The organism is Kribbella shirazensis (genome assembly GCF_011761605.1).
GTDB lineage: Bacteria > Actinomycetota > Actinomycetes > Propionibacteriales > Kribbellaceae > Kribbella > Kribbella shirazensis.
In genome coordinates this window covers 2,774,914-2,798,828 of the sequence record NZ_JAASRO010000001.1, presented here as the reverse complement: position 1 = coordinate 2,798,828, position 23,915 = coordinate 2,774,914, and the positions used below count along the sequence as shown (strand labels likewise).

Below are 23,915 nucleotides of genomic sequence, written 5' to 3'. Positions count from 1 at the left end.
CGACCGTGACCAGCACACCTTCGGAAGGCACACCGGCCACCGGCTCAGGCACCCTCAGCACGCAGGAGCAGCTGATTGCCGAGCGGGTCACTCGGCTCGTCGAGATCCAGATGCAGGCACAGGCCCGGAACCAGGAGCTTCGGCGGCGGTCACTGCCGGAGCGCGCCAAGCGCATCGCGCCGTGGGCAGCCGTCGGTGCCGTCGGAGCCGCGACGGAGCCCGGCCAGCAGGTGCTCGGGGCGACCGGCGACGCTGCGGTAGCCGCGGGGCAGGCCGTCGGCCATGGGGCCGCTGAGTTCGGTCGGGGAGCGGCCGAGGTCGGTCGCGACGTCGGCCAGGCGGCTTCCGACGCGTACAACGCGAGCGTCGACCAGGTCCAGGAGACCGCCGGCGACATCGCCGAAGGCGCCGGCAACGTCTGGAACTCGGCCGTGGACGGCGCTCAGAACGCCTGGAACTCCACAGTGCAGGCCGGCGGTGAGGCCCTGCAATGGGCCGGCGACCGGATCGGCGACATGAGCTCGGCCGTGTCCGGCTGGGCGGTCGAGACCTGGCACAGCGCCGCGGACGGGGTCACGGCGGCAGCCCATGCGGTCGGCGCGTGGGGTGCGCAGTACGCCGACCAGATCGCCGCGAACCCGGGCAACGCGGCAGTGACCGCGGGCCTCGGCGCGGCCGCGGTGGTCGCCGCCAGCCCGCAGCTGCGGCAGAGCATCGGAAACGCCGCGCGCGCCGCCAGCCGGTGGGGCAAGGAGGCCGTGTCCGCGGTCGCCCAGAAGGGCCGTGAGCTCGCTGTGGGTGCGGCGCTGATGTACAACAACCTCCGCGGCATGACGGACGCACCGAAGGGCGCGAACCCCAAGGAGACCCACGCGATCGTCAACGAGGCCAACGCCCTCACCGGCGGGGACCGGCACTTGCCGTCCATCGCGGAGGTCAAGACGTCGCTGGCTCCGGGACACGACCCGGCGATGGCCCCCGCTGGCAGCAAGGTCCCAGAGGCCGCCGCCCAGACCGGCCAATCCACACAAGGACTGGGCGAGTCCGAGCGCACCGGCTCCACCGTCGACCCGAAAACCAAGGGCGGCCAGTCCCAGGGCCTGTAGCCCGCCTCGAACCGTCAGAGGTGTCATGCGATCGGCCGTCCTCCCCCGTGGAGGACGGCCGATCGCCGTGGCGCACTCACCCGGCAGACTGACCCCATGAACCCGCTGCAGACCAGGACGACCGCGCTGGGCCTGCAAGCCCTGGCCTCCTACGGCTTCGCCCTCGCCGGCGGCTACGCGCTGCAGGCCCACGGTTTCGGTGACCGCGACTCCGACGACGTCGACCTCTTCACCGACGACCTCGACCCGGCCAACTTCGCGGAAGCAGTCAGTCGGCTGGTGGCGGCGTACGAGACCGCAGGCGTCCAGGTCGAGATCGCGCGCCGGGCGCCCGTGTTCGCCAGGCTCGTCGTCGATTCCGCGACCAAGGTTGATCTGGGAGTCGACCACCGGCAGCAGCCACCGGTGACGATGGCGATCGGCGCCGTGCTTTCGGAGGCGGATGCGATCGGTAGCAAGGTCGGCGCCGTGTACTCGCGGCTGGAACCCCGCGACTTCATCGACGTCCAGTACGTCCTCGACAGCGGCCGCTACGACGAAACCGCCCTGCTCGAGCTCGCGGACCTGCGGGAAGCGACGCCGCTCGACCGCGCGATGTTCGCCTCCCAGCTCCAGGCGGGCGCCCGCCTCCCGGACTCCGGCTTCGCCCGGTACGGCGCAACGCCCGAGCAGATCGCACGCATCCGGCGTACGGCGAGCGAGTGGGCCGCGACGCTCGTCGAGGGCCGGATGGACGGGTCATCTGGGACGATGGGCTGATGAGTGACAAGCACGAGGCGCAACCTGGCGACACCTACGCGTCGATGATCCCGTACGTCGTGCCGGAGTCGCTGGATCTGCTTCAGGGACCCACTTCCGGTGTCGTCGACCTGCCCACCCGGCTCGACTGGGGACCGAAGCCCCGCTACGACCTCGCGAGCCGCGACGAGACAATCGCTCTGTACCGCAAGGTGATCAGCGAGGCCTCGACCCAGGACGATCTGACGCAGTACCTCAACCGCGACGTACTGCTGGCGCTCTGGCCGGAGCTCCGGCTGCCCCGCCGGTGCGCGGAGCTGTGGAACCAGGCTTTCCCGCAGCTCGACGCGGACAACGGAACCAGGTGATGAAGCCGGAGCACGAGCGCGCGACCCGGATCGCTCTGGACTCGCTCCGCGACAAAGGCTTCGCGCTGGCCGGCGGCAACGCGCTCTCCCGCCACGGCATCGGCAGTCGCGCGTCGGACGACATCGACCTGTTCACCAACCAGATGAACCAGGATGTCGGCGAGACGGCCACCGCCGCACGGGACGCGTTCGAGGCGCAGGGCTACAGCACGGACATGATTCGCCAGGGCCCGCACCACGCGCGGATCGAGGTCTCGAAGGGCGACGAGAAGGCCCAGATCGACTTCGGCAAGGACTTCCGCAGCAAGCCGCCTGTCGAGTCCGAGGTCGGACCGGTGATCTCGGTCGAGGACGCGGTCGGTTCGAAGGTCGGCTCGATCTACACCCGCGGCGAGGCCAAGGACTTCGTGGACGTGGACGCCGCGATGCAGGCCGGGTACTCCACCGACCACCTCATGCAGTTGGCCGATGCCCGGGAGGCGTCGCCGATGGACCGGCCGATGTTCGCCAGCCTGCTCGACGACGCCCGGCGGATCCCGGACGCACAGTACGCCGAGTACGGCCTCGACGCCGAGCAGACCGCCGGGCTGAAGGAGCGGATGGGCGCCTGGGCGAACCAGATCCGGGCCCGCGAAGCCAACCCGGACATCGACAGGTCGGTGGGGCTGTTGAACTCCGGTCAGGCAATGCCCGGCGAGGCGCAGGCCGCAGGATCCAGCGCGGCCGCCGGGCATCGGCAGTCGTTGTCCCAGGAGCGTTCGAGGGGCGAGCGGGGCAGCTAGTCCTCGATGGTCGCTGGTTGGTGGCGGCGTCTGGGGAGGGGTCTGGGGGGTTCGGGGTCTACGTCGTTGCCGGCCAGGTGGTTGACGATGGTGTTGAGGACTGCGGCGGTGGGGACTGCTACCAGGGCGCCGACGATGCCGGCGATGACGACGCCGGTGGCGATCGCCAGGATGATGGCCAGGGGGTGGACGCTGACGGCGCGGCCGAGCAGGAACGGCTGCAGGACGTGGGCCTCCAGCTGCTGTACGCCGATCACGACCGCGAGCATGATGATCGCGATGAGAGGGCCCTTGGCAACCAAGGCGACGAGGACCGCGACCACGCCGCTGATCAGTGCGCCGACGACCGGGATGAACGCGCCGACGAACACCAGGATGCCGATCGCGCTCACGAGCGGCAGGCCCAGGATCGCGGCGCCGAGCGAGATCCCGATCGCGTCGACCGCGGCGACGATGACCGTGGCGCGGACGAACGCGGTCAGCGAGACCCACGCCTTCCGGCCGGACGAGTCCGCCTTGTCACGGGCGCGGCGCGGGAACAACCGGACGAGCCACGACCAGATCTGCTCGCCCTGGTACAGGAAGAAGAACAGGCAGAACAGCGAGATGAACAACCCGGCCACCGCGTGCGTCGCCGTCGTACCGACCGCTGCCGCCTGCTGACCGAGGGCGCCGCCGGTCGTGATCTGTTCCCGCGCCTGCCGGAACAGCTCGGTGATGTCGTCGTCGGTCAGACCGAAGTTGAGCCGTGCCAGTTCGCGCAGCCTCTGCACACCTTCGCCGACCTGGTTGGACAGGTCCTCGAACTGACCGGCGATCTGCGTCCCGACCAGCGTCAGCAGACCGGCCACCACGACGATCGTCGCGACCACGGTGAGGCCCGCCGCCGGACCGCGCGGCAGGCGAAGCTTCTGCAGCCCGTTGGTGACCGGGATCAGGAGCGCGGTGAGGAGTACGCCGACGGTCACCGGTACGACGACCTCGGACAGGTACCGCATCCCGTAGCCGATCACCAGCACGGCCGCCACGACCACCAGGAACCGCCACGCCCACGCACTGGCGATCTCCATCGCCGGCGTCACCCCGTGGTTCACCGTCGCCCTGGGCTCGTCGGACGCCGGCGCACTGGACTTCTCCAGTACTTCGTTGTCCGCGACCGGACTGGCCTCGTCGGACGCCGCGGTCGCATCGGACACCCCGGTCTCGTCGGACACCCTGGTCTCGTCCTGCACCAGCTCGTCGCCCCGCCCCATGTCGCTCATCCCACCTCCGCAGGCTGTCGTGATGATGAGACTAGTGCCCGGCCAGGCCCGTTCCATGAATGTGAGCGGCCAGGCCCTCGGCCGCCTTCGGGTCGTCGTCCGCGAGTAGGCCGACCGCGGCGAGGACGTAGTCCGCGTCGACGCACACCTCCGCGTTCTGCGGGACGAGCCAGCCCTCCTCCTGCGCGTTCGTGCCGATCGAGCCGAGGATCCGCGCCGCGACCTCCGGCGGGTTGTGCCGCAGTACTCCCCCGGACCCGACCAGCAGGTCGACCTCGCGCAGGTCCTTCCCGGACCGCTCGATCACCCGGCCGCCGGGCCCGAACACGATCCGCTGCCGCCCCGCATGCCGGCGCAGCGCGACCGTCGCGGCGACACTCGCCAACGTCTCGTCGTACGACGTCTCCCGCGCGTCGTCCGGCAGGTACGACGGATCCTCGCGACGACGCACCGCCGCCGCCCGCAGGCCGGCCGCGTCCGCGACCAGCGCTGCCTCGGCGCCCGCCTCGACCACCGGTACGGCGCTCCAGCGCATCCCGAGATCGCCCTCGACGGTCCGGGTCACCGGATGGGTCGCGACGACCTCGCGGCCGAGGTTCGCGTCCTCGGGATCGAGTTCGATCACCGAGTGCACGTCGGTGGTGGCGCCGCCGATGTCCACGACCGCCACGTCACCGTGCAGACCGGCGAGCACCTCGACGCCTCGCAGTACGACGTCCGGCGTCGCCGCGCGGACCAGGCGCGTGAACGAGGGGTCCCGCGACAGGTTCTTCCCGCCGATCACGTGCGCCAGGAACATCTCCCGGATCGCGGCCCGCGCACTGTCCGGCGCGAACACCCCGATCTCGGGTACGACGTTTTCCGCCAGTACATGCGGTACTTCCGCCACGGTCAGCGTTTCCGTTATTTCCGCCTGGGCATCGATGTTGCCCGCGACAACGACCGGTTTCCGCCACCGGTACTTCGCCAGCGTCTCGGCGGCCTTGAGCAGGACGGCCGCGTTGCCGCCGTCCGTGCCGCCGAGCAGCAGGACGACGTCCGGGCGGTCCTTGCGCAGCTCCTTCTGGGTCGTCGCGGTCAGCCCGCCGCTGACGACGGCCACCACTCGCCCGCCGCTGGACAACGCGACCCGCTTCCCCGCCTCCGCGGTGACGAGCTCTTCGTTGCCCACCACACCGATCCGCAGCCCGCCGCCCGCACTCGAGCAGGCCAGCACCTCGGCGTTCTTCACACCGCGGTCGGCCGCCTCGAGGACGGCGCGGCACGCGTGCCACCCGTCCATGACATCGGTGTCGATCGTCGTGCGGTGCTCGGCCCGGGCCACCAGCGCACCCGAGCCGGAATCCACCGCCACCGCCTTCGTGAAGGTCGACCCGAAGTCGACCGCCACAACCATGCTCATCCCTACTCACCCCGCTCCCAGCCGCGCTCACCGCGCCGCTCACCGCTCAGCGCACACCGCTCCCCGCACACCGCTCCCCGCACACCGCTCCCCGCACACCGCTCAGCGCTCACCTTCCGCGATCGCTCCGACCTCCGCCTCCTGCCCCTGTGGTGGGTCTACCCATCAGAGGCAGGGTTGGCGTCCGGGATTTCGGACGCAAACCCCGCATCTCGGACGCCAACCCACGAAGGTCGGGCGGGAGCCGCCGGCTGCGGGGGCTCGTTCAGAGCGTTTGACCGCGTGCCGTGGAGCGGATGCCGGCAGGTGATGCGGTGTCAGGACAGTGCACGTTCCAAGTCGAGCAACAGGTCGTCGATCGTCTCGATGCCGACGCTCAACCGGATCAGGTCGGCCGGGACCTCGAGCGGCGTACCCGCGACCGAGGCGTGGGTCATCTTGCCGGGGTGCTCGATCAGCGACTCGACGCCGCCGAGCGACTCCCCGAGGGTGAACACCTCGGCCTTGTTGCAGATGTCCAGCGCCTGCGCCTCGCCGCCGGTGACGCGGAAGCTGACGATCCCGCCGAACCGCTTCATCTGCTTGGCCGCGGTCTCGTGTCCCGGGTGCCCGTCAAGGCCCGGGTACAGCACCTGGCTGACGGACTGGTGCCGCTGGAGGAACTCGACGACCCTCTCTGCGTTGTCGCTGTGCCGGTCCATCCGGACGCCGAGCGTCTTGATGCCACGCAGCACGAGCCACGAGTCGAACGGCCCCGCGACCGCGCCGATCGCGTTCTGGTGGAAGGCGATCTTGTCCGCGAGCTCGGCGTCCCGCACGATCAGGGCGCCGCCGACCACGTCGGAGTGCCCGCCCATGTACTTCGTCGTCGAGTGCACGACCACGTCCGCGCCAAGCTCCAGCGGCTGCTGCAGGTACGCCGAGGCGAAGGTGTTGTCCACCACCAGCAGCGCGCCGGCGTCGTGGGCGATCTGGGCGACGATGGCGATGTCCGCGACGTTCAGCAGCGGGTTGGTCGGCGTCTCCAGCCAGACCACCTTGGTCTTCCCCGGCTGGATCGCGGCCCGGATCGCCTCCGGGTGGGTGACCGCGGCGGGCGTCATCTCGACACCCCAGTTGCTCAGCACGCGGGAGAACAGCCGGAACGTGCCGCCGTACGCGTCGTCGGGGAACACCACGTGGTCGCCCGGCGCGCACACCGAGCGGATCAGCGTGTCCTCGGCGGCGAGACCGCTGGCGAACGCGAAGCCGCGGGTGCCGGACTCGATCGCTGCCAGACACTCCTCGAGCGCCGTCCGGGTCGGGTTCGCCGAGCGGGAGTACTCGTACCCGTTGCGCAGCCCGCCGACGCCGTCCTGCTTGTAGGTGCTGGTCGCGTAGATCGGCGGCACCACCGCACCGGTGGTCGGGTCGGGCTCGTTCCCGGCGTGGATGGCAAGTGTCTCGAAGCCGTAGTGGTGTTCCTTGTTCACCGGACCAGCGTACGACCTGGTCTGCTGTGCGCCCGCACCCCGTCCACGGCTGCGGCGATCGCGGGGATCCAGGCTAGGCTGTCCACAGCGGCGTCGTACCGGCTGGCGGATGACCCACTGTGACGCCTACGGTTGCGCCCAGAGGGTTCCCAGAGGGTTCCCAGGGAGTCGCGGTCAGGAACCGGGCACGAAAGGACGACGGGGCCGGATGAAGACGCAACACAGGCCGCTCGACCAGGACGATCTGGCGATGGCAGATCTCGCCGAGATCCCGGACTGGACCGTGATCGCGGGACCGGACGGCGACGACGCCGGGCCGGAGGTCGTGCGAGCACTGGTGCACCGGGTGATGGGCCAGACGTCCTGGCAGCCGTGGCCGCTGCAGCCCGGCGAGGTGATCGGCGCCGACATGGTCTCGTGGGGGTTCACCACCCGCCGCGGGACCACCATGATCGTGTTCGACGGGCTGGCGTTCCCGGACTGCCCGGACAGCGGCTGGTCGGCGTACGAGATCGGTCCGAACGACGTCGCCGCCGCCGAGGCGGGCCTCGACGAGCACTGGCCGGAGCATCTCGCGCTCGCGACCCGGCACTGGGGGCAGCCGGACTACGTGGGTGACGAGAGCAGCCCGACGTTCGCCGACGAGTGGGAGCCCGGCGCCGGGACCGGCCGCCGGCACCTGGCGGTCTGGCTGCGCCCAGGCGCCCAGATCCACCTCTACAGCAACAAGCCCAGCAGGGATCCGCTGACCACGTCTGTCGGGGTCAACTACGCCGTGTACATCGACTAGGAGACCTCATGAGCGAGCGCAGCGAGCGAACAATGAGAGCAGCCGAGCCGCTCGCTCATTCCGGAGCCGAGCGTAGCGAGGCGGAGGAATGAGCGAGCCCTCACAGGAAGCGCGCGGCCTCCGCGCACGGGCCTCCCGCTGGAACGCACGACGGCGCGGACGCGGCACCCTGAAGGCGGCCTACACGCAGGCAGCCCGCGACGTGAAGCGGATGGACCCGGCGGTCCGTGAGCGGATCGGCCGCGCCAACCTGACCAAGTCCGATCTGCAGCAACTGGCCGGTTTCCACGTCGACGCGCAGTTCCGCCCGGGGCGGTACGGCGACATGTCACAGCGGCTCGGTCAGGCGGCGAACAACCGGCTGCAGCAGGCCGGCCCCGCACCCCGGCAGCCCAGGATTTCCAGGACCAGGAACCCGGCACGCGCGCTCTACAACCGGTACTCACGCTGGGGACGGAACCAGCGTCGAGGGACGAAGGCGCTCAAGGCCGCGCTCAAACAGGCTGCGCGGGACGTGAAACGCACAGATCCGGCGGTCCAGCTCGCGATCGGCCGATCGACGCTGAACAGCGCGGACCTCGCGGCGCTGGCCGCGGGGCGGATGGACCAGGTTTTCCGGCCGGAGGGCCGGTTCCAGGGGACGCCGGCGCAGCAACAGCAGCAGGGCCGCGGGCAGCAGGGACGCGGGCAGGCGCAAGGGGCGGGCGTCCAGTCGCCGGATGCGGTCCGGCAGGGGCCGGCGCAGAGCGAGCAGATGACGCAGCGGATCATCGCGCTGCAGCAGTCGATCCTGGAGAACCAGCAGCGGCAGATGACGCTGATGGAGGAGAACAACCGGCTTCAGGCGCAGATGCGCCAGATGCTCGAGGCGCGGGTGCAGCAGCTCCAGCAGCAGGTCGAGGGCGGGGAGCAGGCCGTCAGCCCGCCGGAGCTGACCCAGCAGCCAGAGATGGACCCCGCCCGGCAGTCACCCGAGGGCCAGCAGCCGCAGCGGGAGAACACGGACGATCACGTCCGCCTCGACAACCCCGTCATCCCGGCCAACGACGGCCCTGAGGGCGAGCAGCAGGCCCCGGGCGAGGGCGAGGGCGAAGCCGAACGCGGCGACGGCGAGGCGCGCGGCGAGGTCACCGGGCCCGAGACCCGCACGCCCCTTGGCCCGGAGGAGTATCTCGGCGATGGTCAGTTCCGCACCCCCTCGGGTATGACGTATGACACCGCCGAGGAGGACGAGGTGACAGGGGAGTGGAAGGACCCTGTGACAGGCGAGTGGAGGGATCCGACGGTGACAGACCAGTGGCTCGACGTCCCGGGGAACCCGGAGGCGTCCGTCGACGGCGCGGAACAGCCCGGAACCGACAGCGTCCAGAACGACGGCGAGCTCGCTGCGCAGGAGCCCGCTCAAGCCGAGCGCACAGCCGAGACACCGCAAACCACCGCCGAAACCCAGCAGCCCGGCACCACCCCGCAGCAGCCGGCCGTCAACGGCCAGCACGCCGGAGCAGACCCGCAGCAGGCGCAGGGCGTGCCGATCTCGGCGGCTGCGCGCGACGGCGAGCGGGCGCTACGTATGGCCCAGGAGGGAGGGCGGCCTCCGAGCCGTTCGACTCCCCAGCAGGCCGCCGACACGGCCAAGGGCGCCGGCGATGAGACCGGCCGCCCCAAGGGCACCGGCACGAACTCCAGAAGCACCAACGTGCCCAAGCGGACGGGGCGCGAGTGATCGCAGCGAGGTGACGAACGCCGCCGCTCACCCGGCGGCGTTCGTCGTCCGGGAAGTCCACGAGCTGCACGTCCACCGGCCCGAAGCCACCAGCTAGAAGTCCACCAGTTCGAGGCGCGTGTCGACCGGGATGCCTTCGACCAGTTCCTCGGCCAGCCGCACCGGCTTCTTGATCGGGAGGACGTAGGTGCCGGTCTTCGTCGGGAACACCGACGTCCGCCAGTTGCTGTCACCGATGGTCACCGCGACCCGCACCGACCCGAACCCTTTCCGGCGGCCCTCGCTCAGGTCCGTGATCTCGTCACTGATCTCCTCCGGCACCGTGACGAAGTACCAGCTGCCCTCGCCCTCGTGCCGCCACAGCGGCGCCGTGAACCGGAACTCTCTCACCCTTCTACCGGTGTTCCCCGGCGGGCGAGGACCGCCGAGGCAGCGTCCAGGAGGATCGCCCGGATCTCGGCGTCGCTGATGCCGAGGTCGAGCTCGGCGGACATGGCGGCCCCGACGGTCTCGACCGCCGCCGCCGCGCGCAGCCGGTCGGCGGGCGTCGGGTCCGGACCGGCGAGCCAGACCTGGAAGCGCCGCGCCTGCGCGATCAGGTTGTCCAGGTCGTCCCCGAAGGCGGCCAGCACGGCCGCGATGTCGCGGAGCAGCGTCGGACCGGTCGAGCGGTGCTCGATGATCACGTCGACGTACGCCGCGAGCAGTTCGCGTTCCTTCTCCGGCGACCACGGGTGGTCCTCGACCTGTCGCAGTACCTCGAAGATGTCGTCCAGGAACGTGCCGACGATCGCGCGCAGCAGGTCCTGCTTCGACGAGTAGTGATAGTAGAGCGACGCCTTGGTGATGCCGACCTGCTCGGCGATCTCGCGCAGGCTGGTCTTGTCGTACCCCTGTGTCGAGAACAGGTGCACCGCGGCGCGGTGGATCTCCGCCTTGGTGTCCCGGGAACTGGTCGCGTGCTGCACGTCACCACCTTCTCATCTTCACTTGCCTACCGGTCGGCAGGTAGTCTACCTACCGACCGGCAGGTAGAGAGCAATCTTCGAACAACGCCGCTCCTCGGAGGGTGTTCGAGTGGGAGGGGGTCTCGGGGTGTTCAGCAGACTCGGACGCTTCGTCGTCCACAACCCGTGGAAGGTGATCGCCGCGTGGGTGGTCGCGGCGGTGGCCGTGATCGCGTTCGCGCCGACGCTCGCGGACGTCACCACCAAGGACCAGGCGGCCTTGCTGCCCGACAAGTACGAGTCCGTGCAGGCGCAGAAGCTGGCCGCGGACGCGTTCGGGCAGACCAACGACGCGACCGCCAGCATCGTCGTCAAGCGCAACGACGGCGGCGAACTGACCGCGGCCGACCAGGCCAAGGTCACCGACCTCGCGGCCAGGATCACTGCGGCCAAGATCGACCGCGTCACCGCCGCGATCACCGGCCCGCAGGCGGTCTCGCCGAACAAGCAGGTGCAGATCGTCAGCATCGGCCTGAAGGGTCTGGCGGAGGACCAGGCGGTACTCGACGCCGTCCAGAAGGTCCGCGACGTCACCGCGTCCGCGCTCACCGGCACCGACCTCGAGTACGGCGTGACCGGCGACGCGGCCCTGCTGCTCGACAACCAGGACGCGTTCGACAACGCGTTCGTGGTGGTCGGGATCGCGACCGTCGTCCTGATCATCGGCCTGCTGCTGGTGATCTATCGCAGCCCGGTCGCCGCGTTCCTGCCGATCCTGACCGTCGGGCTGGTGTCCGCGATCGCGCCCGGCCTGATCGCACTGGCGGCGAAGGCGTTCGACCTGCAGGTGACGCAGGACCTGCAGACGATCCTCACCGTCGTCCTGTACGGCGTCGGCACCGACTACATCCTGTTCCTGCTGTTCCGGTACCGCGAACGGCTACGCGCCGGCGAGCAGCCGAAGGAAGCGCTGGTGAACGCGGTCGCCCGCGTCGCCGAGGTGATCGTGTCGGCGGCCGGTGCCATCATCGTCGCGTTCAGCGCCCTGCTGCTCGCCGTGTTCGGCGGGTTCAAGAGCCTCGGCCCGGGGCTTGCGATCGCGGTCGCGGTGATGGCGTTCGCGGCGATCACGCTGATCCCGGCGGTCGTCTCGCTGCTCGGCCCGAAGGTGTTCTGGCCGTCGAAGTCGTGGCAGAAGACGCCGAAGGGCGCGATGTTCAAGCGGTTCGGCACCTTCACCGCGCGCCGTCCGGCCGTGGTCGCGGCGATCTCCGGCGGCGTGATGGTCGTGCTCGCGCTCGGCTCGCTCGGGATGAAGGTCGACTACGACGCGTTCAGCCAACTCCCGGACGGCACCGAGTCGGCGCGCGCGATCAAGGACCTGCAGGCGGGCTTCCCCGCCGGTGCGCTCAACCCGACGACGGTCTACGTGCGCAGCACCGACGGTACGCCGCTCGACCAGGCGGAACTGACGACGTACGCCGAGAAGCTGGCCAAGGTCGACGGTGTCGGCGGGGTGCTTCCGTCCGGCGCGGACGGCAGCGTGGCGCTGCTGAACAAGGACAAGACGGTCGCCCAGATCAACGTCGTACTGAAGAACGCGCCGTACGCGAACGCCTCGCTCGACCTCGTCGACGGGAAGCTGCGCGAGGTGTCGCACGCGGAGGCTCCGGAGGGTACGACGACGTTGCTCGGCGGCGTGACCGCCAGCTACACCGACATCCGGGACGCGAACAGCCGGGACCTCTCGGTGATCTTCCCGGTCGCGGGCGGGCTGATCGCGGTGATCCTCGCGCTGCTGCTGCGGTCGCTGATCGCTCCGCTGGTGCTGATGCTCGCGGTGGTACTGAGCTTCTTCAGCTCCATCGGCGCGACCGTGTTCGTGTTCCAGGGCGCCGCCGGGCACCCGGGTGTGACGTTCTCGCTGCCGATCATGCTGTATCTGTTCGTCGTTGCCATCGGCACCGACTACAACATCCTGATGATCGCGCGGTTGCGTGAGGAGGCCGAACGTGGGACGGACCCACGGACGGCGGCCGATCTCGCGATCGAGCACGGCGGCCCGTCGGTGGCCGCGGCCGGGCTGATCCTGGCCGGCACGTTCTCCTCGCTGATGCTGGCCGGGATGGCGCTGCTCACCGAGATGGGGTTCTCGGTCGCGGCCGGCATCGTGATCTCGGCGTTCGTGATGTCGAGCTTCCTGGTGCCCAGCGTGATCGCCCTGCTCGGCACCCGCGCCTGGTGGCCACGCCGGCCGAAGGCGCCCTCGGCGGCACCCGAGGAGCGCGAGCTGGAACCGGTCGGCTGACCAGACCCGCAGGCTGAGGGGTCCTGCGAGAAAAACGGGTCCCGGACCACCTGGTCCGGGACCCGTTGCTTATTGCCTCTTCAGGCGGACGGTGAAGATCGGCAGCAGGATGTGGACGAGCGGGCCGATCGAGAGCGCGTAGACGACCGTGCCGATGCCGATCGCGCCGCCGAGCAGGAAACCGGTGGCGAGCACGGTCAGCTCGAGCGTCGTACGTACCAGGCGGACGCTCAGGCCGGTACGACGCACCAAGCCTGTCATCAGACCGTCACGCGGACCCGGGCCGAACTGCGCGCCGATGTACAGCGCACCGGCCAGGGCATTGAGAACGACACCGGCCAGCATGAACACGATCCGCAGCCACAGCGCGTCCGGGCGGTCGACCGTCGCCAGGGTCAGGTCCGTGACCAGGCCGATCACGATCGCGTTGCTGATCGTGCCGAGCCCAGGCCACTGACGCAGCGGGATCCAGGCGAGCAGGACGATGAAGCTGACCACGATCACCACGGTCCCGAAACTGAGCGGGACGTGCTTGGTGATGCCGGAGTGGAACACGTCCCACGGGTCGAGGCCGAGGTTGCCCTGGATCATCAGGCCCATCGACGCGCCGTACAGGGCCAGGCCGACGTACAGCTGCACCAGGCGGCGCGGCAGGTGGCCTGCTCGCAGCTGCTGGATCGGGTTGATGGGTGCGAGCTGACGCGGCGGGACATCGGAGGTGGCGGTCACGTACTCCAGTGTCCGGACCAAGTGGCCTGGTGTTCGATAGCCAATTGCGGGATAGTGGACTGCATGCGAGCGCGTTATCTCCCCGCCAGCACGTTGACCGGCCTGCTCGACGAGTGGGCCGACGGATCCGGTCCGGCGTACCGCCTGCTGGCCGAGCGGCTGCGGCTGCTGATCGCGGACGGGCGGATCATGCCCGGCTCGCGGTTGCCGAGTGAGCGGGAACTGACGGACGCGCTGGGGGTCAGCCGTACGACGGTGGCATCGGCGTATCGCGAGCTGCGCGACAACGGGTACCTGACGAGCCGGCGTGGTTCGGGCAGCGTCACGGCGCTGCCGTCGAAGGTCGAGCCGGAGCTCGGGCGGCACCACGCGCCGGGGATCGACACCGAAGGGCTCTACGACTTCACCTGTGCGGCGCCGTCCGCGGTGCCCGGGATCAGTACGGCGGTGGCGTCGGCGGCCGGAGACCTGCCGCTGCACCTGGCGACGCCCGGGTACCACCCGCAGGGATTGCCGGTACTGCGGTCCGAGATCGCGGCGGCGTACTGCGAACGCGGGTTGCCGACGTCCGCGGATCAGATCATCGTGACCGCCGGGGCGCTCGCCGCGACGTCGATCGCGGTCCGGGCGATCACGCAGATCGGCGACCGGGTGCTGACCGAGAGCCCGACGCATCCGAACTCGGTGGACGCGATCCGGCGCAGCGGCTGCCGCGTGGTCGCCGTACCGATGTCACCCGGGGGCTGGGACCTGCCGTTGCTGGAAGCAACCATCCGGCAGACGGCGCCGCGGGCGGCGTGGCTGGTGGTGGACTTCCAGAACCCGACCGGTTTCCTGATGCCGGCCGCGGATCGGCAGCGGCTGGCGCGGGCGTTCGCGCGGTCGCGGACGACGGCGATCGTGGACGAGACGCTGTTCGAGCTGTCGCTCGACGGGCAGGAGATGCCGCCGCCGTTCGCGTCGTACGATCCCGACGGCGTAATCACGGTGGGGTCGGTCAGCAAGTCGTTCTGGGGCGGGCTGCGGATCGGGTGGATGCGGGTGCCGGAGCCGCTGGTGGCACGGGTCCTGGACGCCCGGGCGTCGATGGACCTCGGTGCGCCGGTGCTGGAGCAGTTGGTGGTCGCGGACCTGCTGCGGCAGCGGTCGACGATCCTGCCCGAACGCCGGGCCTCGCTGGCGCGGCGACGGGACGCGCTGGCCGGCGCGGTCTCCGCCGAGCTGCCGTCGTGGCGCTTCCGGCTGCCCGGTGGTGGACTGTCGCTGTGGTGTGAGCTGCCCGAGCCTGTCGGGTCGAGTCTGGTCGGGGTCGCGCAGCGCAACGGCGCGCTCCTGGTGGCAGGGTCCCGGTTCTCGCCCGACGGCGGTCTCGAGTCGTTCATCCGGTTGCCGTACACGCTCGACGAGGAGGGGTTGCGCGAGGGCGTGGGCCGGCTCGCCGCGTCGTACGCCTCCCTGACCAGCGGCTCAATCGCCCGGCGACCTGGGGTGATGATCGCCTGACGCGGACGCCCAGGCCATCACAATCGCGCAGATGCCCCGGCGTCCCGCGGCGCGCGGCGCGGACCGCCGGATTGTGATGGCCTGGCGGTCGGCGCACGTCATCGTGCCGTAAGGGGTGCGGGGAAGGTTCGGCTTACGGTGGGCGTTGGGAGACTATGAGAGTCAGACTGCGAGAGGCGTGAGAATGTCGTTCTTCACCCGCAACACCGCCATGGTCGAGCCCGAGGCCGCCCTGCCCGGCCGGCCCACGCCCGGCTTCACCGTCCCCGACGAGAACATCGTCCTCCACACGCCGCAGACCGCTGCCGCGCCCGAGGGGTTCGAGGAGGTCTGGTTCGGCACCGGGTGCTTCTGGGGCACCGAGGAGATCTTCTGGCAGCAGCCGGGCGTGTACACCACGGCCGTCGGGTACGCGGGCGGTTACACACCGAACCCGACGTACGAGGAAGTCTGCACCGGCCGCACCGGTCACGCGGAGGCCGTCCGGGTCGTGTACGACCCGACCAAGACGACCTTCACCGACCTGCTGAAGGTGTTCTGGGAGACCCACGACCCGACCCAGGGCATGCGCCAGGGCAACGACCTCGGCTCGCAGTACCGCTCCGCGATCTACTACACCACCGACGCCCAGCGCACCGAGGCCGAACGCACCCGCGACCTCTACGCCCCCGTCATCAAGCCCCTCGGCTACGACGACATCACCACCGAAATAGCCCCCACCCAAACCTTCTACTACGCCGAGGACTACCACCAGCAGTACCTCCACAAAAACCCCAACGGCTACCGCTGCCACTCCAACACGGGTGTTCCGTTCCCGGCTGATGTCTGAGCCTTCCCTGCAGACCGAGGGCCCCACTAGTTGTGGGGCCCTCGCCTGCTTCCGGCGATCAGGTCACGATCGATCGTGGTGGCGGCGGGCGAGGTGGACATGGATCTCGGTGTTGAGTTCCACAGTGTCGGGGATGACCTGGAGGATTCGGCGGAAGACCTGGTCTCGGTCGGCGGGCTGGAGCATCACGTACGCCGAGACCGTCGAGAGTTGTCCGATGTAGTCGTGGGCGCTCATCGTCAGGCGCCGTTCGATCACCGACTGGCGGACATCGGTGAACCATTGGGACTGGTGGAGCTCCGTGCCGGGCCACTGCATCGGGCGATCCGCGGGTGTGCCGTCGGGCGACGGGACGCCGTCGTCCTCGAGGTACGGCGCACGGGCCGCGCGCACCGCCTCCTTGAGGGCCGGATCGGCCAACTGGATCGGTACGCCGAACGAGGTGAAGACACCACCCGGCCGGACGAGTGCGGCCATGCGGTCCCAGCGGCCTTCAGGGTTCGTCCAATGGAGTGCGGCCGCCGAATACACCAGGTCGTACGACGAATCGAGCGGCAGGTCCTCGAACGCGGCTTGCACGGTGGTGACGTTCGGCGGCAGGCGTTTGCGTAGCTCCGCAAGCATGGCCGCATCAGGGTCTGTCGCCGTGACCGCGATCCCTCCCTGCGCGAACAGCCGCGTCGCCTTGCCTGTCCCGGCGCCGAACTCGAGCGCGGTCCGGATCGGCCCACCGGCGTACGCCATCACCAGATCGAGGAGTTCCACCGGATACCCAGGCCGGAACCGCTCGTACGCCTCCGCCACCGTCCCGAAACTCAACGCCCGCGCAACCATGCCGGCATCCTGGCACCTTCCACATTCCAGCGCTCCTCATTTCCCCGAGCCCATCAGGGCCTGCGGGGCGGGCTGGTCCTTCAGCCGGAGGGCCTGGCTGGGTCGAGTTGTTGGGCGAGGTACTGCTGGGCTCCTACCCGCTCGATCGCGTCGAGCTGGCTTTCGAACCAGTCCACGTGTTGCTCCTCGTCGCGGACCATTTCCTCGAAGACCGCGGCCGTGCCGTGGTCGCCCAGGTCGTGGCACTCCTGAGCGGCCGCGTTGAACTGGGCCACCGCGGAGTGCTCGCTCTCCATCCCCAGCCGGAGCATCTCGTGGGCGTCCTCGCCGACGGTCACCGCACCGAGCTTCTGCAGATTCGGGTGACCGTTGAACAACAGGATGCGGCTGATCAGCGTGTCGGCGTCCTTCATCTCGTCGATGGAGAGGTCGTAGAACGCTTTGCCCAGCCGGCCGAAGCCCCAGTTGTCGAGCATCCTGGCTTCCAGGAAGTACCCGTTGATCACCGTCAGCTCAAGGGTCAACGCCGCGTTGAGAAGTTCGACGACGCGTGGACTAACCGGTTGCACCTGCCACCTCCGTGAACGAGGCTGCCGAGACCGAACTCTCATGCTGGCACAGCAGGCGCTTCAAAGAGAATACGCAGCCGCCACAGTTCCGTCCCGCTCCGGTCGCCCCGCACACCTGCGCGAGCGTACGAGCGCCGGCGTCGATGCTCTCGACGACATCCCGGTCGCTGACGACCTCACAGTGGCAGACAATCACATAGGTAAGGCTACCCTGACCATCACCTCGGAGCGCAGGGGTGTCCAGTGCTGCGCCCCAGCGATCGGGGCGCAGCACATCGGGTTCAGCCGGCGCGGTACAGCGAGCCGCCGCCGGTGATGGCGATCGCGGTGCGTTTGCCGCCGACGTTGAGGTAGACGATGAAGGTTGTGCCGGACTGTCGGACGCTGTAGGTGACCGTGCCGGTGGCGCGGACCGGGACGACGAACGACAGGATGGACGCCGTGGTGCCGGAGCGGGCCAGCATCACGGTCGGGGCGGGCTTGCGGACGAAGCTGCTCGGGTAGTGCCAGCCCTGGATCGGGTTGGTCTGGGCCTGCTTGACCAGGATCGCCCCCGCCGGCAGCGCCTGCTTGAACGGAACCTGGAACAGGATCGTCTTCGTCGTGTCCCCGGGTGCCATCGCGACCGCGGTGGTCCGGGAGTACACGCTCGCCCGCTGGTCGGGCGGCAGGTGCCACAGGGTCTGGAACGCCTGCGCGGTCCGCGCCGACGCGCGATCCCACACCACGATCAGATCCGGGTCCTTCAGCACCAGCACCGAGCGGACGCGACTGATCGCGCTCCCCGGTACGTCCGCGAACACGTACGACTCCGCGTTCGTTTTCACCGATGCGGCCGTCAGCCGCGTCACCGGATTCGTGGACGTCGACATCGGCGTGGTCATCACGCTGTGCGCACTCGGACCGACGCTCCACGTGCGATACGCACCGGCGTTGTACGCCGCGTACCCGCCGTCGATCACGATGTCCCGGCCCCGCGCCGTGTAGGTGATGCTGGTGTGGTCGAGATGCCCGTGGAACGCACGCCCCGGGCCGTACCTGATGCTGTACGTCGACTCGCCCGCGAACCCACGCGCCGGATCGGTACCCCATCCCGTCCTGCCGAAGACGTAGCCGGCCGAGTAGATCCCGACCCGCCACAGCGGCACCTTGCCGGCCTTCCCGAGCGAACCGGCGTACTCCATCGGCGTTCCCGGCCACGGGTACGTCGGCCGGAGTTCGGTGTCACCGAGCTGGTGGAGCCGGCCCATCGAGTTCGTTGCCAGGGTCAACCATTTCGCGAGCAGCGCGCGTCTGGTCGGGATCGTCGTACCAGGTGAGACCCCGCAGTTCTGCAGGACCGCTATGGCACGGCCCCAGAGCGAGTAGTTGAACGCGCCGTACCCGGTCGACTGTTCGTTGGTCGACCCCTGGGAGTCGATCGACGTGGTGACGCCGGCCGCCAGCCGTTGCTGGGCGAGGTTCGTGTAGTCGGTCCGGCCCAGCGTGCAGCCGACGCCGAACAGCGCGATGCTCTCGTCGGTGCCGTGGTTCCAGGCACCGCTCCAGTTGTACGTGAGGAACCGCGCGTGGCTCAGCAGCGCCGCGTTCACCCACGCGTACCGGGTCGGCACCGTGGTCACCTTCAGCCCGGTCAGGATCGCCTGGCGCAGGCAGATCAGGACGTTCGTGCGGTGCATGGTGGACTCCCACGCCCCGACGTTCCCCTTCCACGAGTACGGATGGTCGCGGTGCCAGTCGTACGCGATCGTGTTGACCCGGGTCATCGCGGTCAGGTCACCTTTGCCTGCGGCAACGATCCCCTGCCCGAGCCAGCGCAGCGAGTGGAGCCACATGTACCAGCTGGCGTTCTTGTACGGATTGAGCGCCCAGTTGATGTTGCCGCCGCCGTTGCCGACCTTGTACGCCGCGTACGGTCCCCACTGGAACTTGTCGGCGTACAGGTTCGCCAACGGATTCGTCTTCTCGATCCCGCTGAACCCCGGACACGCGTAGAACGGTGCTGCGAGCGTCTGGATCTTGTTGGTTCCGATGTCCGTCGCCGGCGGCGCGGTCGGCGGTACGACGTTGCTCGCGCCCGGCACGAACTGGGCCTCGCCCGGTCCTTCCGGTCCCGGGACGATCTGAATGCCGGGGCCTTCTTCCCCCGCTGTACGAGTTTCTCCTGCTGCAGTTCCTGCCCCCAGAAGAACAAGGGCGATTCCCACGGCCAGACCGGCCGTTCCCCTGAATCGCATGAAGTTGTACCTCTCCCCCACCGCCTCCGGACACCGGAGACGGCCGTGTGACCCCCATGACTGGCGCGCCGTCTTGCGGCACACCGCACCATCGGCCAGCCCACGGCGTACCGCGGGGGCGGTCAACCGACCGAGGTTTTAGTTCCCCTTACCGGCCATGATGCAGCAATACCACCGAATGTTCGCCGTTCGGGAAAAGAAAAAACGCCAGGACCCCGGAGGAGTCCTGGCGCTCAGTCGTTTGATTCAGCCCATGGTCTTCTGGCCGTCGATCGCTTCCCGGATGATGTCGGCGTGGCCGGCGTGCTGGGCGGTCTCGGCGGCGATGTGCAGGAAGACGCGGCGGACGCTCCAGAAGACGCCCGGCGGCTGCCAGGGGGCGGCCGGGAGCTCGTAGCTGGTGTCCAGGTCGAGTGTGCGGACGAGTTCGTCGGTCGCGGCGGCGACCTTCTCGTACTCCGCGAGAACGCCGGTCAGCGTCTCGCCCTCGGTGAGGCGGAACTGGTCCTGCCAGGCGGCGATCACCTCCGGGGTGTACTCCGTCGGCGTGGTCTCCCCCTTGCCCTGCGCGAACTCGGCCCAGTGCTTCTCGGTCCCACTGACGTGCTTGATCAGCCCGCCGACCGTCAGTTCGCTGACGGTGCTGCGGGTGCTCGCCTGCTCGTCGGTCAGTCCCTGCGCGGTGTGCCGCAGGAAGTACCGGTGCTTGCCGAGGAAGTCGAGAATGTCGGCCCGCTCGCCGGCCACGCCCTGCTCGTTTGTCGTCATGCCAAGAACTCTAGAAGCCATAGCGGTCAGTTTCTGACCTCTATGCGAATCCGTGGTCCGGGCCGTGGTTCCGGGAGTGCGGCGCGTGGTCCGTTCGTGGTCGGGTCGTTCGGCTCTCCTCCTCCGGGCGCGCGAGAACTAGCTTGGCGTACGGGCGGCTACTCGGCCGGCCCGTTGCACACCCAAGGGGGTTGTTGTGGGAACGATCACGACCAGCGACGGTACGGAGATCTTCTACAAGGACTGGGGGACGGGGCAGCCGATCGTCTTCAGTCACGGATGGCCGTTGTCGGCCGACGACTGGGACAACCAGCTGCTGTTCTTCCTGTCGAAGGGGTACCGCGTCGTGGCGCACGACCGCCGCGGGCACGGGCGGTCGACGCAGACCGGTGACGGTCACGACATGGACCACTACGCCGACGACCTGAAAGCCGTCGTCGACCACCTCGACCTGCGCGACTGCATCCACGTCGGTCACTCGACCGGCGGCGGTGAGGTCACGCACTACCTGGCCCGGCACGGTGAGGACCGGGCCGCCAAGGCCGCGCTGCTCTGCGCGGTCCCGCCGCTGATGGTGCAGACCGACGCGAACCCGGAGGGACTGCCGAAGGCGGTCTTCGACGACCTCCAGGCACAACTCGCAGCCAACCGGTCGGCCTTCTACCGCGCGCTCCCGGAAGGACCGTTCTACGGCTTCAACCGACCGGGCGCCGTGCCCAGTGAGGCCGTCATCGCGAACTGGTGGCGCCAGGGCATGATGGGCGGCGCGAAGGCGCACTACGACGGCATCGTCGCGTTCTCCCAGACCGACTTCACCGAGGACCTACGCAAAATCAGCATCCCGGTCCTCGTGGTGCACAGCGAGGACGACCAGATCGTCCCGTACGCCGATTCCGGCCCGAAGTCGGCCGCGCTGCTCAAGAACGGGGTCCTGAAGACGTACAAGGACCTCCCGCACGGCCTGCCCACGACGCACGCCGACGTGGTCAACGCCGACCTCCTCGAGTTCTTCCAGTCCTAGGAAAACCGAAGGCTTCGTCACGGAAACGCGCCCTCCCGGCGACAGCCGCCTGACGAAAGGCAGCACCGATGCATCACCGCAGAACACGTTTTCTGGCCGCACTCGGCGTCGTACTCGCCGTCCTGCTCGCGGCCGTGACCCCGGCCGCGGCGACGTACCGCGGCGGCTCGAGGCCGACCGTCGTGCTGGTCCACGGCGCGTGGGCCGACGGCTCCAGCTGGGCGCGGGTCACCAACCGCCTGATCGACGACGGCTACCAGGTCCGCGTACCACCGAACCCGCTGCGCAACCTCACCACCGACGCCGCCACGATCCGCGATTTCCTGTCCACGCTTTCCGGACCGATCGTCCTGGTCGGGCACTCGTACGGCGGCGCCGTGATCACCAATGCGGCGACCGGGAACCCCAACGTCAAGGCGCTCGTGTACGTCGACGCGTTCGCCCCCGCGGAAGGCGAGGTCATCTTCCCGCTCGCCGGTGCGGACTCCGCCCTCGCAGTACCACCGGAAAACGTCTTCGACTTCGTTCCGTACCCCGGGGCGCCGGCCGGCGACGTCGACCTCTACCTCAAGCACGACACGTTCGTGAACTCGTTCGCCTCGGGCATGTCGCGGACCCAGGCCGAGAAGCTGTACCCCGCCCAACGGCCGCTCACCCTCAGCGCCGGCTTCACGCCGTCCGGCGTACCCGCCTGGGCCACGATCCCGTCCTGGTACGTCCTCGGCACCCGCGACCTGATCATCACCCCCACCGCGCAGAACTTCATGGCCACCCGCGCCAACTCCACCATCACCCGGATCCCGACCGGTCACCTCGGCCTGCTGACCGAGCCCGGCCCGATCACGGCCGTCATCGAGCAGGCGATCCGCGCCACGCGCTGACGCCCGGCCGCAGGTCGCCCGTAATTCGGGCGACCTGCACCACCGGCCGGGACTAGGCTCCCGGGGACGCTCTGGGAGGTCTCATGGTTGACGGGCTGGAGATCCGGCCGTTGCGGGACGACGATCCGCCGGTGATCGCGGCCGCCTTCGACGAGCTCGGGTGGCCGAAGCCGGAGAGTCAGTACCGGAAGTACCTGGCCGAGCAGGAGGCCGGGACGCGGGACGTCCTGGTCGCCACGGTCGACGGCGAGTACGCCGGCTACGTCACGGTGCGCTGGCAGTCGCCGTACGAGCCCTTCGACGGCATCCCGGAGATCCAGGACTTCAACGTGCTGCCGAAACTCCGGCGGCGCGGCATCGGCTCGGCGTTGATGGACGCGGCCGAGGCGAAGGTCGCGGAACGTTCCCCGGTCGTCGGCATCGGCGTCGGCCTGTACCCGGACTACGGGCAGGCACAGCGGATGTACGTTCGCCGCGGCTACCTCCCCGACGGGCGCGGCCTGATCTACGACGGCCGCCAGGTCGCGCCGATGGAGACGATCCGGAACGACGACTCCGCGACCCTGATGTTCACCAAGCAGCTGCGGTAGCGTCGGTGGGGTGCGCGCTGTCGAGTACTCCGTGACCGGTGAGCCCGACGTCCTGACCCTCGTGGACAGGCCGATGCCCGAACCGGGCCCCGGAGAAGTCCGCGTGCGTGTCCACCGGTCCGGCGTCAATCCGACCGACTGGAAGTCGCGACGCGGCAGCGAGCCCGGTACGCCGGTGCACCCGGCGCAGGTGCCCAACCAGGACGGTTCCGGTGTCGTCGACGCCGTCGGACAGGGCGTCGACACGGCCCTCACCGGCCGCCGCGTCTGGCTGTGGGAGGCCGCGTACCAACGACCCTCGGGCGGGACCGCGCAGGAGTACGCCGTGGTCCCGGTCCGGCACGTGGCGCCGCTGCCCGACAACGCGTCGTACGACCTCGGTGCTGCTCTCGGCGTACCGTTCCTGACCGCCCACCGCTGCCTGACCGTGACCGAGAACGGGCCGGACCGCCTGGGGCCGGGCAGGCTCGCCGGCCGGACCGTACTGGTAGCCGGCGGCGCCGGGGCGGTCGGCAACGCCGCGATCCAGCTGGCCCGATGGTCGGACGCCACGGTGATCACCACAGTGAGCAGCCCGGAGAAGGGCAATCTCGCGGCGCTGGCCGGCGCCGACCATGTCATCGACTACAAGCAGCAGGATGTCGCGGCGGAGGTGCGGGCTATCGCTCCCCACGGCGTCAACACCATCGTCGAGGTGTCTCCCGCCGCGAACGCGGGCATCGACGCGGCGGTGATCGCTCCGGACGGCGCGGTGGCGGTCTATGCGACCGACGGTGGGGCCACGATGGAGCTCCCGGTCCGGGCGTTGATGGTGCCGAACGCGCGGTGGCAATTCGTGCTGCTGTACACAGCGCCCGATTCCTGGCGGCCGCGTGGCCTGGCCGACGTCTCCGCCGCGGTCGAGGCCGGCGCGATCCGTATCGGGCCCGAGGCGGGACTGCCGCTCCACCACTACCCCCTGGAACAGGCCGCGGAGGCTCACGCCGCCGTCGAGCAGAGCATCGTCGGCAAGGTCCTGCTCGACATCGCCCCAGCCTGAGCAAGCCAGCCGCTCGC

At 69.6% G+C, this 23,915-nt stretch carries 24 protein-coding genes; 13 read left to right on the top strand and 11 right to left on the bottom strand.

The window, feature by feature from the left end; all coding sequences use genetic code 11:
• The first annotated feature begins 5 nt into the window (after window positions 1–5).
• The 4 genes from BJY22_RS13795 to BJY22_RS13780 all read left to right on the top strand — a co-directional run bounded on the left by BJY22_RS13795 (window position 6) and on the right by BJY22_RS13780 (window position 2,994).
• Window positions 6–1,106, top strand: coding sequence for a hypothetical protein (locus BJY22_RS13795; RefSeq protein WP_167206830.1), 1,101 nt, complete (start codon window positions 6–8; stop codon window positions 1,104–1,106).
• 96 nt (window positions 1,107–1,202) lie between these two features.
• Window positions 1,203–1,865, top strand: a complete 663-nt coding sequence (locus tag BJY22_RS13790; protein WP_167206828.1) for a nucleotidyl transferase AbiEii/AbiGii toxin family protein — start codon at window positions 1,203–1,205, stop codon at window positions 1,863–1,865.
• Window positions 1,865–2,212 (top strand): hypothetical protein, encoded by a 348-nt coding sequence (locus tag BJY22_RS13785; RefSeq protein WP_167206826.1) that lies wholly within the window; start codon window positions 1,865–1,867, stop codon window positions 2,210–2,212. The genes BJY22_RS13790 and BJY22_RS13785 overlap by 1 nt, the downstream gene beginning before the upstream one ends.
• A complete protein-coding gene (locus BJY22_RS13780) occupies window positions 2,212–2,994 on the top strand; it encodes a nucleotidyl transferase AbiEii/AbiGii toxin family protein (RefSeq protein ID WP_167206824.1) in 783 nt (260 codons plus the stop codon). Before BJY22_RS13785 ends, BJY22_RS13780 begins: the two co-directional genes overlap by 1 nt.
• On the opposite strand, the gene BJY22_RS13775 is transcribed toward BJY22_RS13780, so the two are convergent.
• The 3 genes from BJY22_RS13775 to BJY22_RS13765 form a co-directional block, all read right to left on the bottom strand.
• The gene (locus BJY22_RS13775; RefSeq protein WP_238350357.1) at window positions 2,991–4,256 is read right to left on the bottom strand and encodes an AI-2E family transporter; all 1,266 of its coding nucleotides are present in this window, start codon (window positions 4,254–4,256) and stop codon (window positions 2,991–2,993) included. The genes BJY22_RS13780 and BJY22_RS13775 overlap by 4 nt on opposite strands.
• 31 nt (window positions 4,257–4,287) lie before the next feature.
• Window positions 4,288–5,658: a glutamate mutase L gene (locus BJY22_RS13770; protein ID WP_167206823.1), complete on the bottom strand. Its 1,371-nt coding sequence runs from the start codon at window positions 5,656–5,658 to the stop codon at window positions 4,288–4,290.
• Window positions 5,659–5,975: 317 nt separating this feature from the next.
• Window positions 5,976–7,130, bottom strand: coding sequence for a cystathionine gamma-synthase (locus BJY22_RS13765; protein ID WP_167206821.1), 1,155 nt, complete (start codon window positions 7,128–7,130; stop codon window positions 5,976–5,978).
• A 208-nt stretch (window positions 7,131–7,338) separates the two neighbouring features.
• Here BJY22_RS13765 and BJY22_RS13760 point away from each other — a divergent pair, with 208 nt between their 5' ends.
• Window positions 7,339–7,920 (top strand): hypothetical protein, encoded by a 582-nt coding sequence (locus BJY22_RS13760; RefSeq protein ID WP_167206819.1) that lies wholly within the window; start codon window positions 7,339–7,341, stop codon window positions 7,918–7,920.
• A gap of 88 nt (window positions 7,921–8,008) precedes the next feature.
• Complete coding sequence (locus BJY22_RS13755; RefSeq protein WP_167206817.1) at window positions 8,009–9,643, top strand: hypothetical protein; 1,635 nt, start codon at window positions 8,009–8,011, stop codon at window positions 9,641–9,643.
• Between the two features lie 93 nt (window positions 9,644–9,736).
• On the opposite strand, the gene BJY22_RS13750 is transcribed toward BJY22_RS13755, so the two are convergent.
• Window positions 9,737–10,033, bottom strand: coding sequence for a DUF1905 domain-containing protein (locus tag BJY22_RS13750; protein WP_337758637.1), 297 nt, complete (start codon window positions 10,031–10,033; stop codon window positions 9,737–9,739).
• Window positions 10,030–10,611 (bottom strand): TetR family transcriptional regulator, encoded by a 582-nt coding sequence (locus BJY22_RS13745; protein ID WP_167206815.1) that lies wholly within the window; start codon window positions 10,609–10,611, stop codon window positions 10,030–10,032. Before BJY22_RS13745 ends, BJY22_RS13750 begins: the two co-directional genes overlap by 4 nt.
• Before the next feature lie 127 nt (window positions 10,612–10,738).
• Here BJY22_RS13745 and BJY22_RS13740 point away from each other — a divergent pair, with 127 nt between their 5' ends.
• On the top strand, window positions 10,739–12,898 hold the full coding sequence (locus BJY22_RS13740) for an MMPL family transporter (protein WP_167206813.1): 2,160 nt from the start codon (window positions 10,739–10,741) through the stop codon (window positions 12,896–12,898).
• Between the two features lie 69 nt (window positions 12,899–12,967).
• Here the strand turns inward: BJY22_RS13740 and yczE are convergent, their stop codons facing one another.
• On the bottom strand, window positions 12,968–13,627 hold the full coding sequence (yczE, locus tag BJY22_RS13735) for a membrane protein YczE (protein WP_167206811.1): 660 nt from the start codon (window positions 13,625–13,627) through the stop codon (window positions 12,968–12,970).
• A gap of 63 nt (window positions 13,628–13,690) precedes the next feature.
• Between yczE and yczR the strand changes: the two genes are divergently transcribed.
• The gene (gene yczR, locus BJY22_RS13730; protein ID WP_167206809.1) at window positions 13,691–15,130 is read left to right on the top strand and encodes a MocR-like transcription factor YczR; all 1,440 of its coding nucleotides are present in this window, start codon (window positions 13,691–13,693) and stop codon (window positions 15,128–15,130) included.
• A 184-nt stretch (window positions 15,131–15,314) separates the two neighbouring features.
• Entirely contained in the window at window positions 15,315–15,959 is a 645-nt protein-coding gene (gene msrA, locus BJY22_RS13725) for a peptide-methionine (S)-S-oxide reductase MsrA (RefSeq protein WP_167206807.1), read from the top strand.
• A gap of 63 nt (window positions 15,960–16,022) precedes the next feature.
• Here the strand turns inward: msrA and BJY22_RS13720 are convergent, their stop codons facing one another.
• From BJY22_RS13720 to BJY22_RS13700, 5 genes are all read right to left on the bottom strand, one after another.
• Entirely contained in the window at window positions 16,023–16,793 is a 771-nt protein-coding gene (locus BJY22_RS13720; protein WP_167206805.1) for a class I SAM-dependent methyltransferase, read from the bottom strand.
• Window positions 16,794–16,873: 80 nt separating this feature from the next.
• The gene (gene bfr, locus BJY22_RS13715) at window positions 16,874–17,362 is read right to left on the bottom strand and encodes a bacterioferritin (protein WP_167206803.1); all 489 of its coding nucleotides are present in this window, start codon (window positions 17,360–17,362) and stop codon (window positions 16,874–16,876) included.
• Entirely contained in the window at window positions 17,349–17,558 is a 210-nt protein-coding gene (locus tag BJY22_RS13710) for a (2Fe-2S)-binding protein (RefSeq protein ID WP_167206801.1), read from the bottom strand. Before BJY22_RS13710 ends, bfr begins: the two co-directional genes overlap by 14 nt.
• 85 nt (window positions 17,559–17,643) lie before the next feature.
• Complete coding sequence (locus BJY22_RS42925; RefSeq protein WP_337758635.1) at window positions 17,644–19,446, bottom strand: heparinase II/III domain-containing protein; 1,803 nt, start codon at window positions 19,444–19,446, stop codon at window positions 17,644–17,646.
• Between the two features lie 399 nt (window positions 19,447–19,845).
• On the bottom strand, window positions 19,846–20,367 hold the full coding sequence (locus BJY22_RS13700; RefSeq protein ID WP_167206797.1) for a DinB family protein: 522 nt from the start codon (window positions 20,365–20,367) through the stop codon (window positions 19,846–19,848).
• A gap of 196 nt (window positions 20,368–20,563) precedes the next feature.
• Between BJY22_RS13700 and BJY22_RS13695 the strand changes: the two genes are divergently transcribed.
• The 4 genes from BJY22_RS13695 to BJY22_RS13680 all read left to right on the top strand — a co-directional run bounded on the left by BJY22_RS13695 (window position 20,564) and on the right by BJY22_RS13680 (window position 23,898).
• Window positions 20,564–21,388, top strand: a complete 825-nt coding sequence (locus tag BJY22_RS13695) for an alpha/beta fold hydrolase (protein ID WP_167206795.1) — start codon at window positions 20,564–20,566, stop codon at window positions 21,386–21,388.
• A 68-nt stretch (window positions 21,389–21,456) separates the two neighbouring features.
• The gene (locus BJY22_RS13690; protein ID WP_167206793.1) at window positions 21,457–22,269 is read left to right on the top strand and encodes an alpha/beta fold hydrolase; all 813 of its coding nucleotides are present in this window, start codon (window positions 21,457–21,459) and stop codon (window positions 22,267–22,269) included.
• Window positions 22,270–22,352: 83 nt separating this feature from the next.
• A complete protein-coding gene (locus BJY22_RS13685; RefSeq protein WP_167206792.1) occupies window positions 22,353–22,859 on the top strand; it encodes a GNAT family N-acetyltransferase in 507 nt (168 codons plus the stop codon).
• A 10-nt stretch (window positions 22,860–22,869) separates the two neighbouring features.
• Window positions 22,870–23,898 carry a zinc-binding dehydrogenase gene (locus BJY22_RS13680; RefSeq protein WP_167206790.1) on the top strand — a complete coding sequence of 343 codons (1,029 nt, stop codon included), beginning with the start codon at window positions 22,870–22,872 and terminating at the stop codon, window positions 23,896–23,898.
• Window positions 23,899–23,915 lie beyond the last annotated feature (17 nt).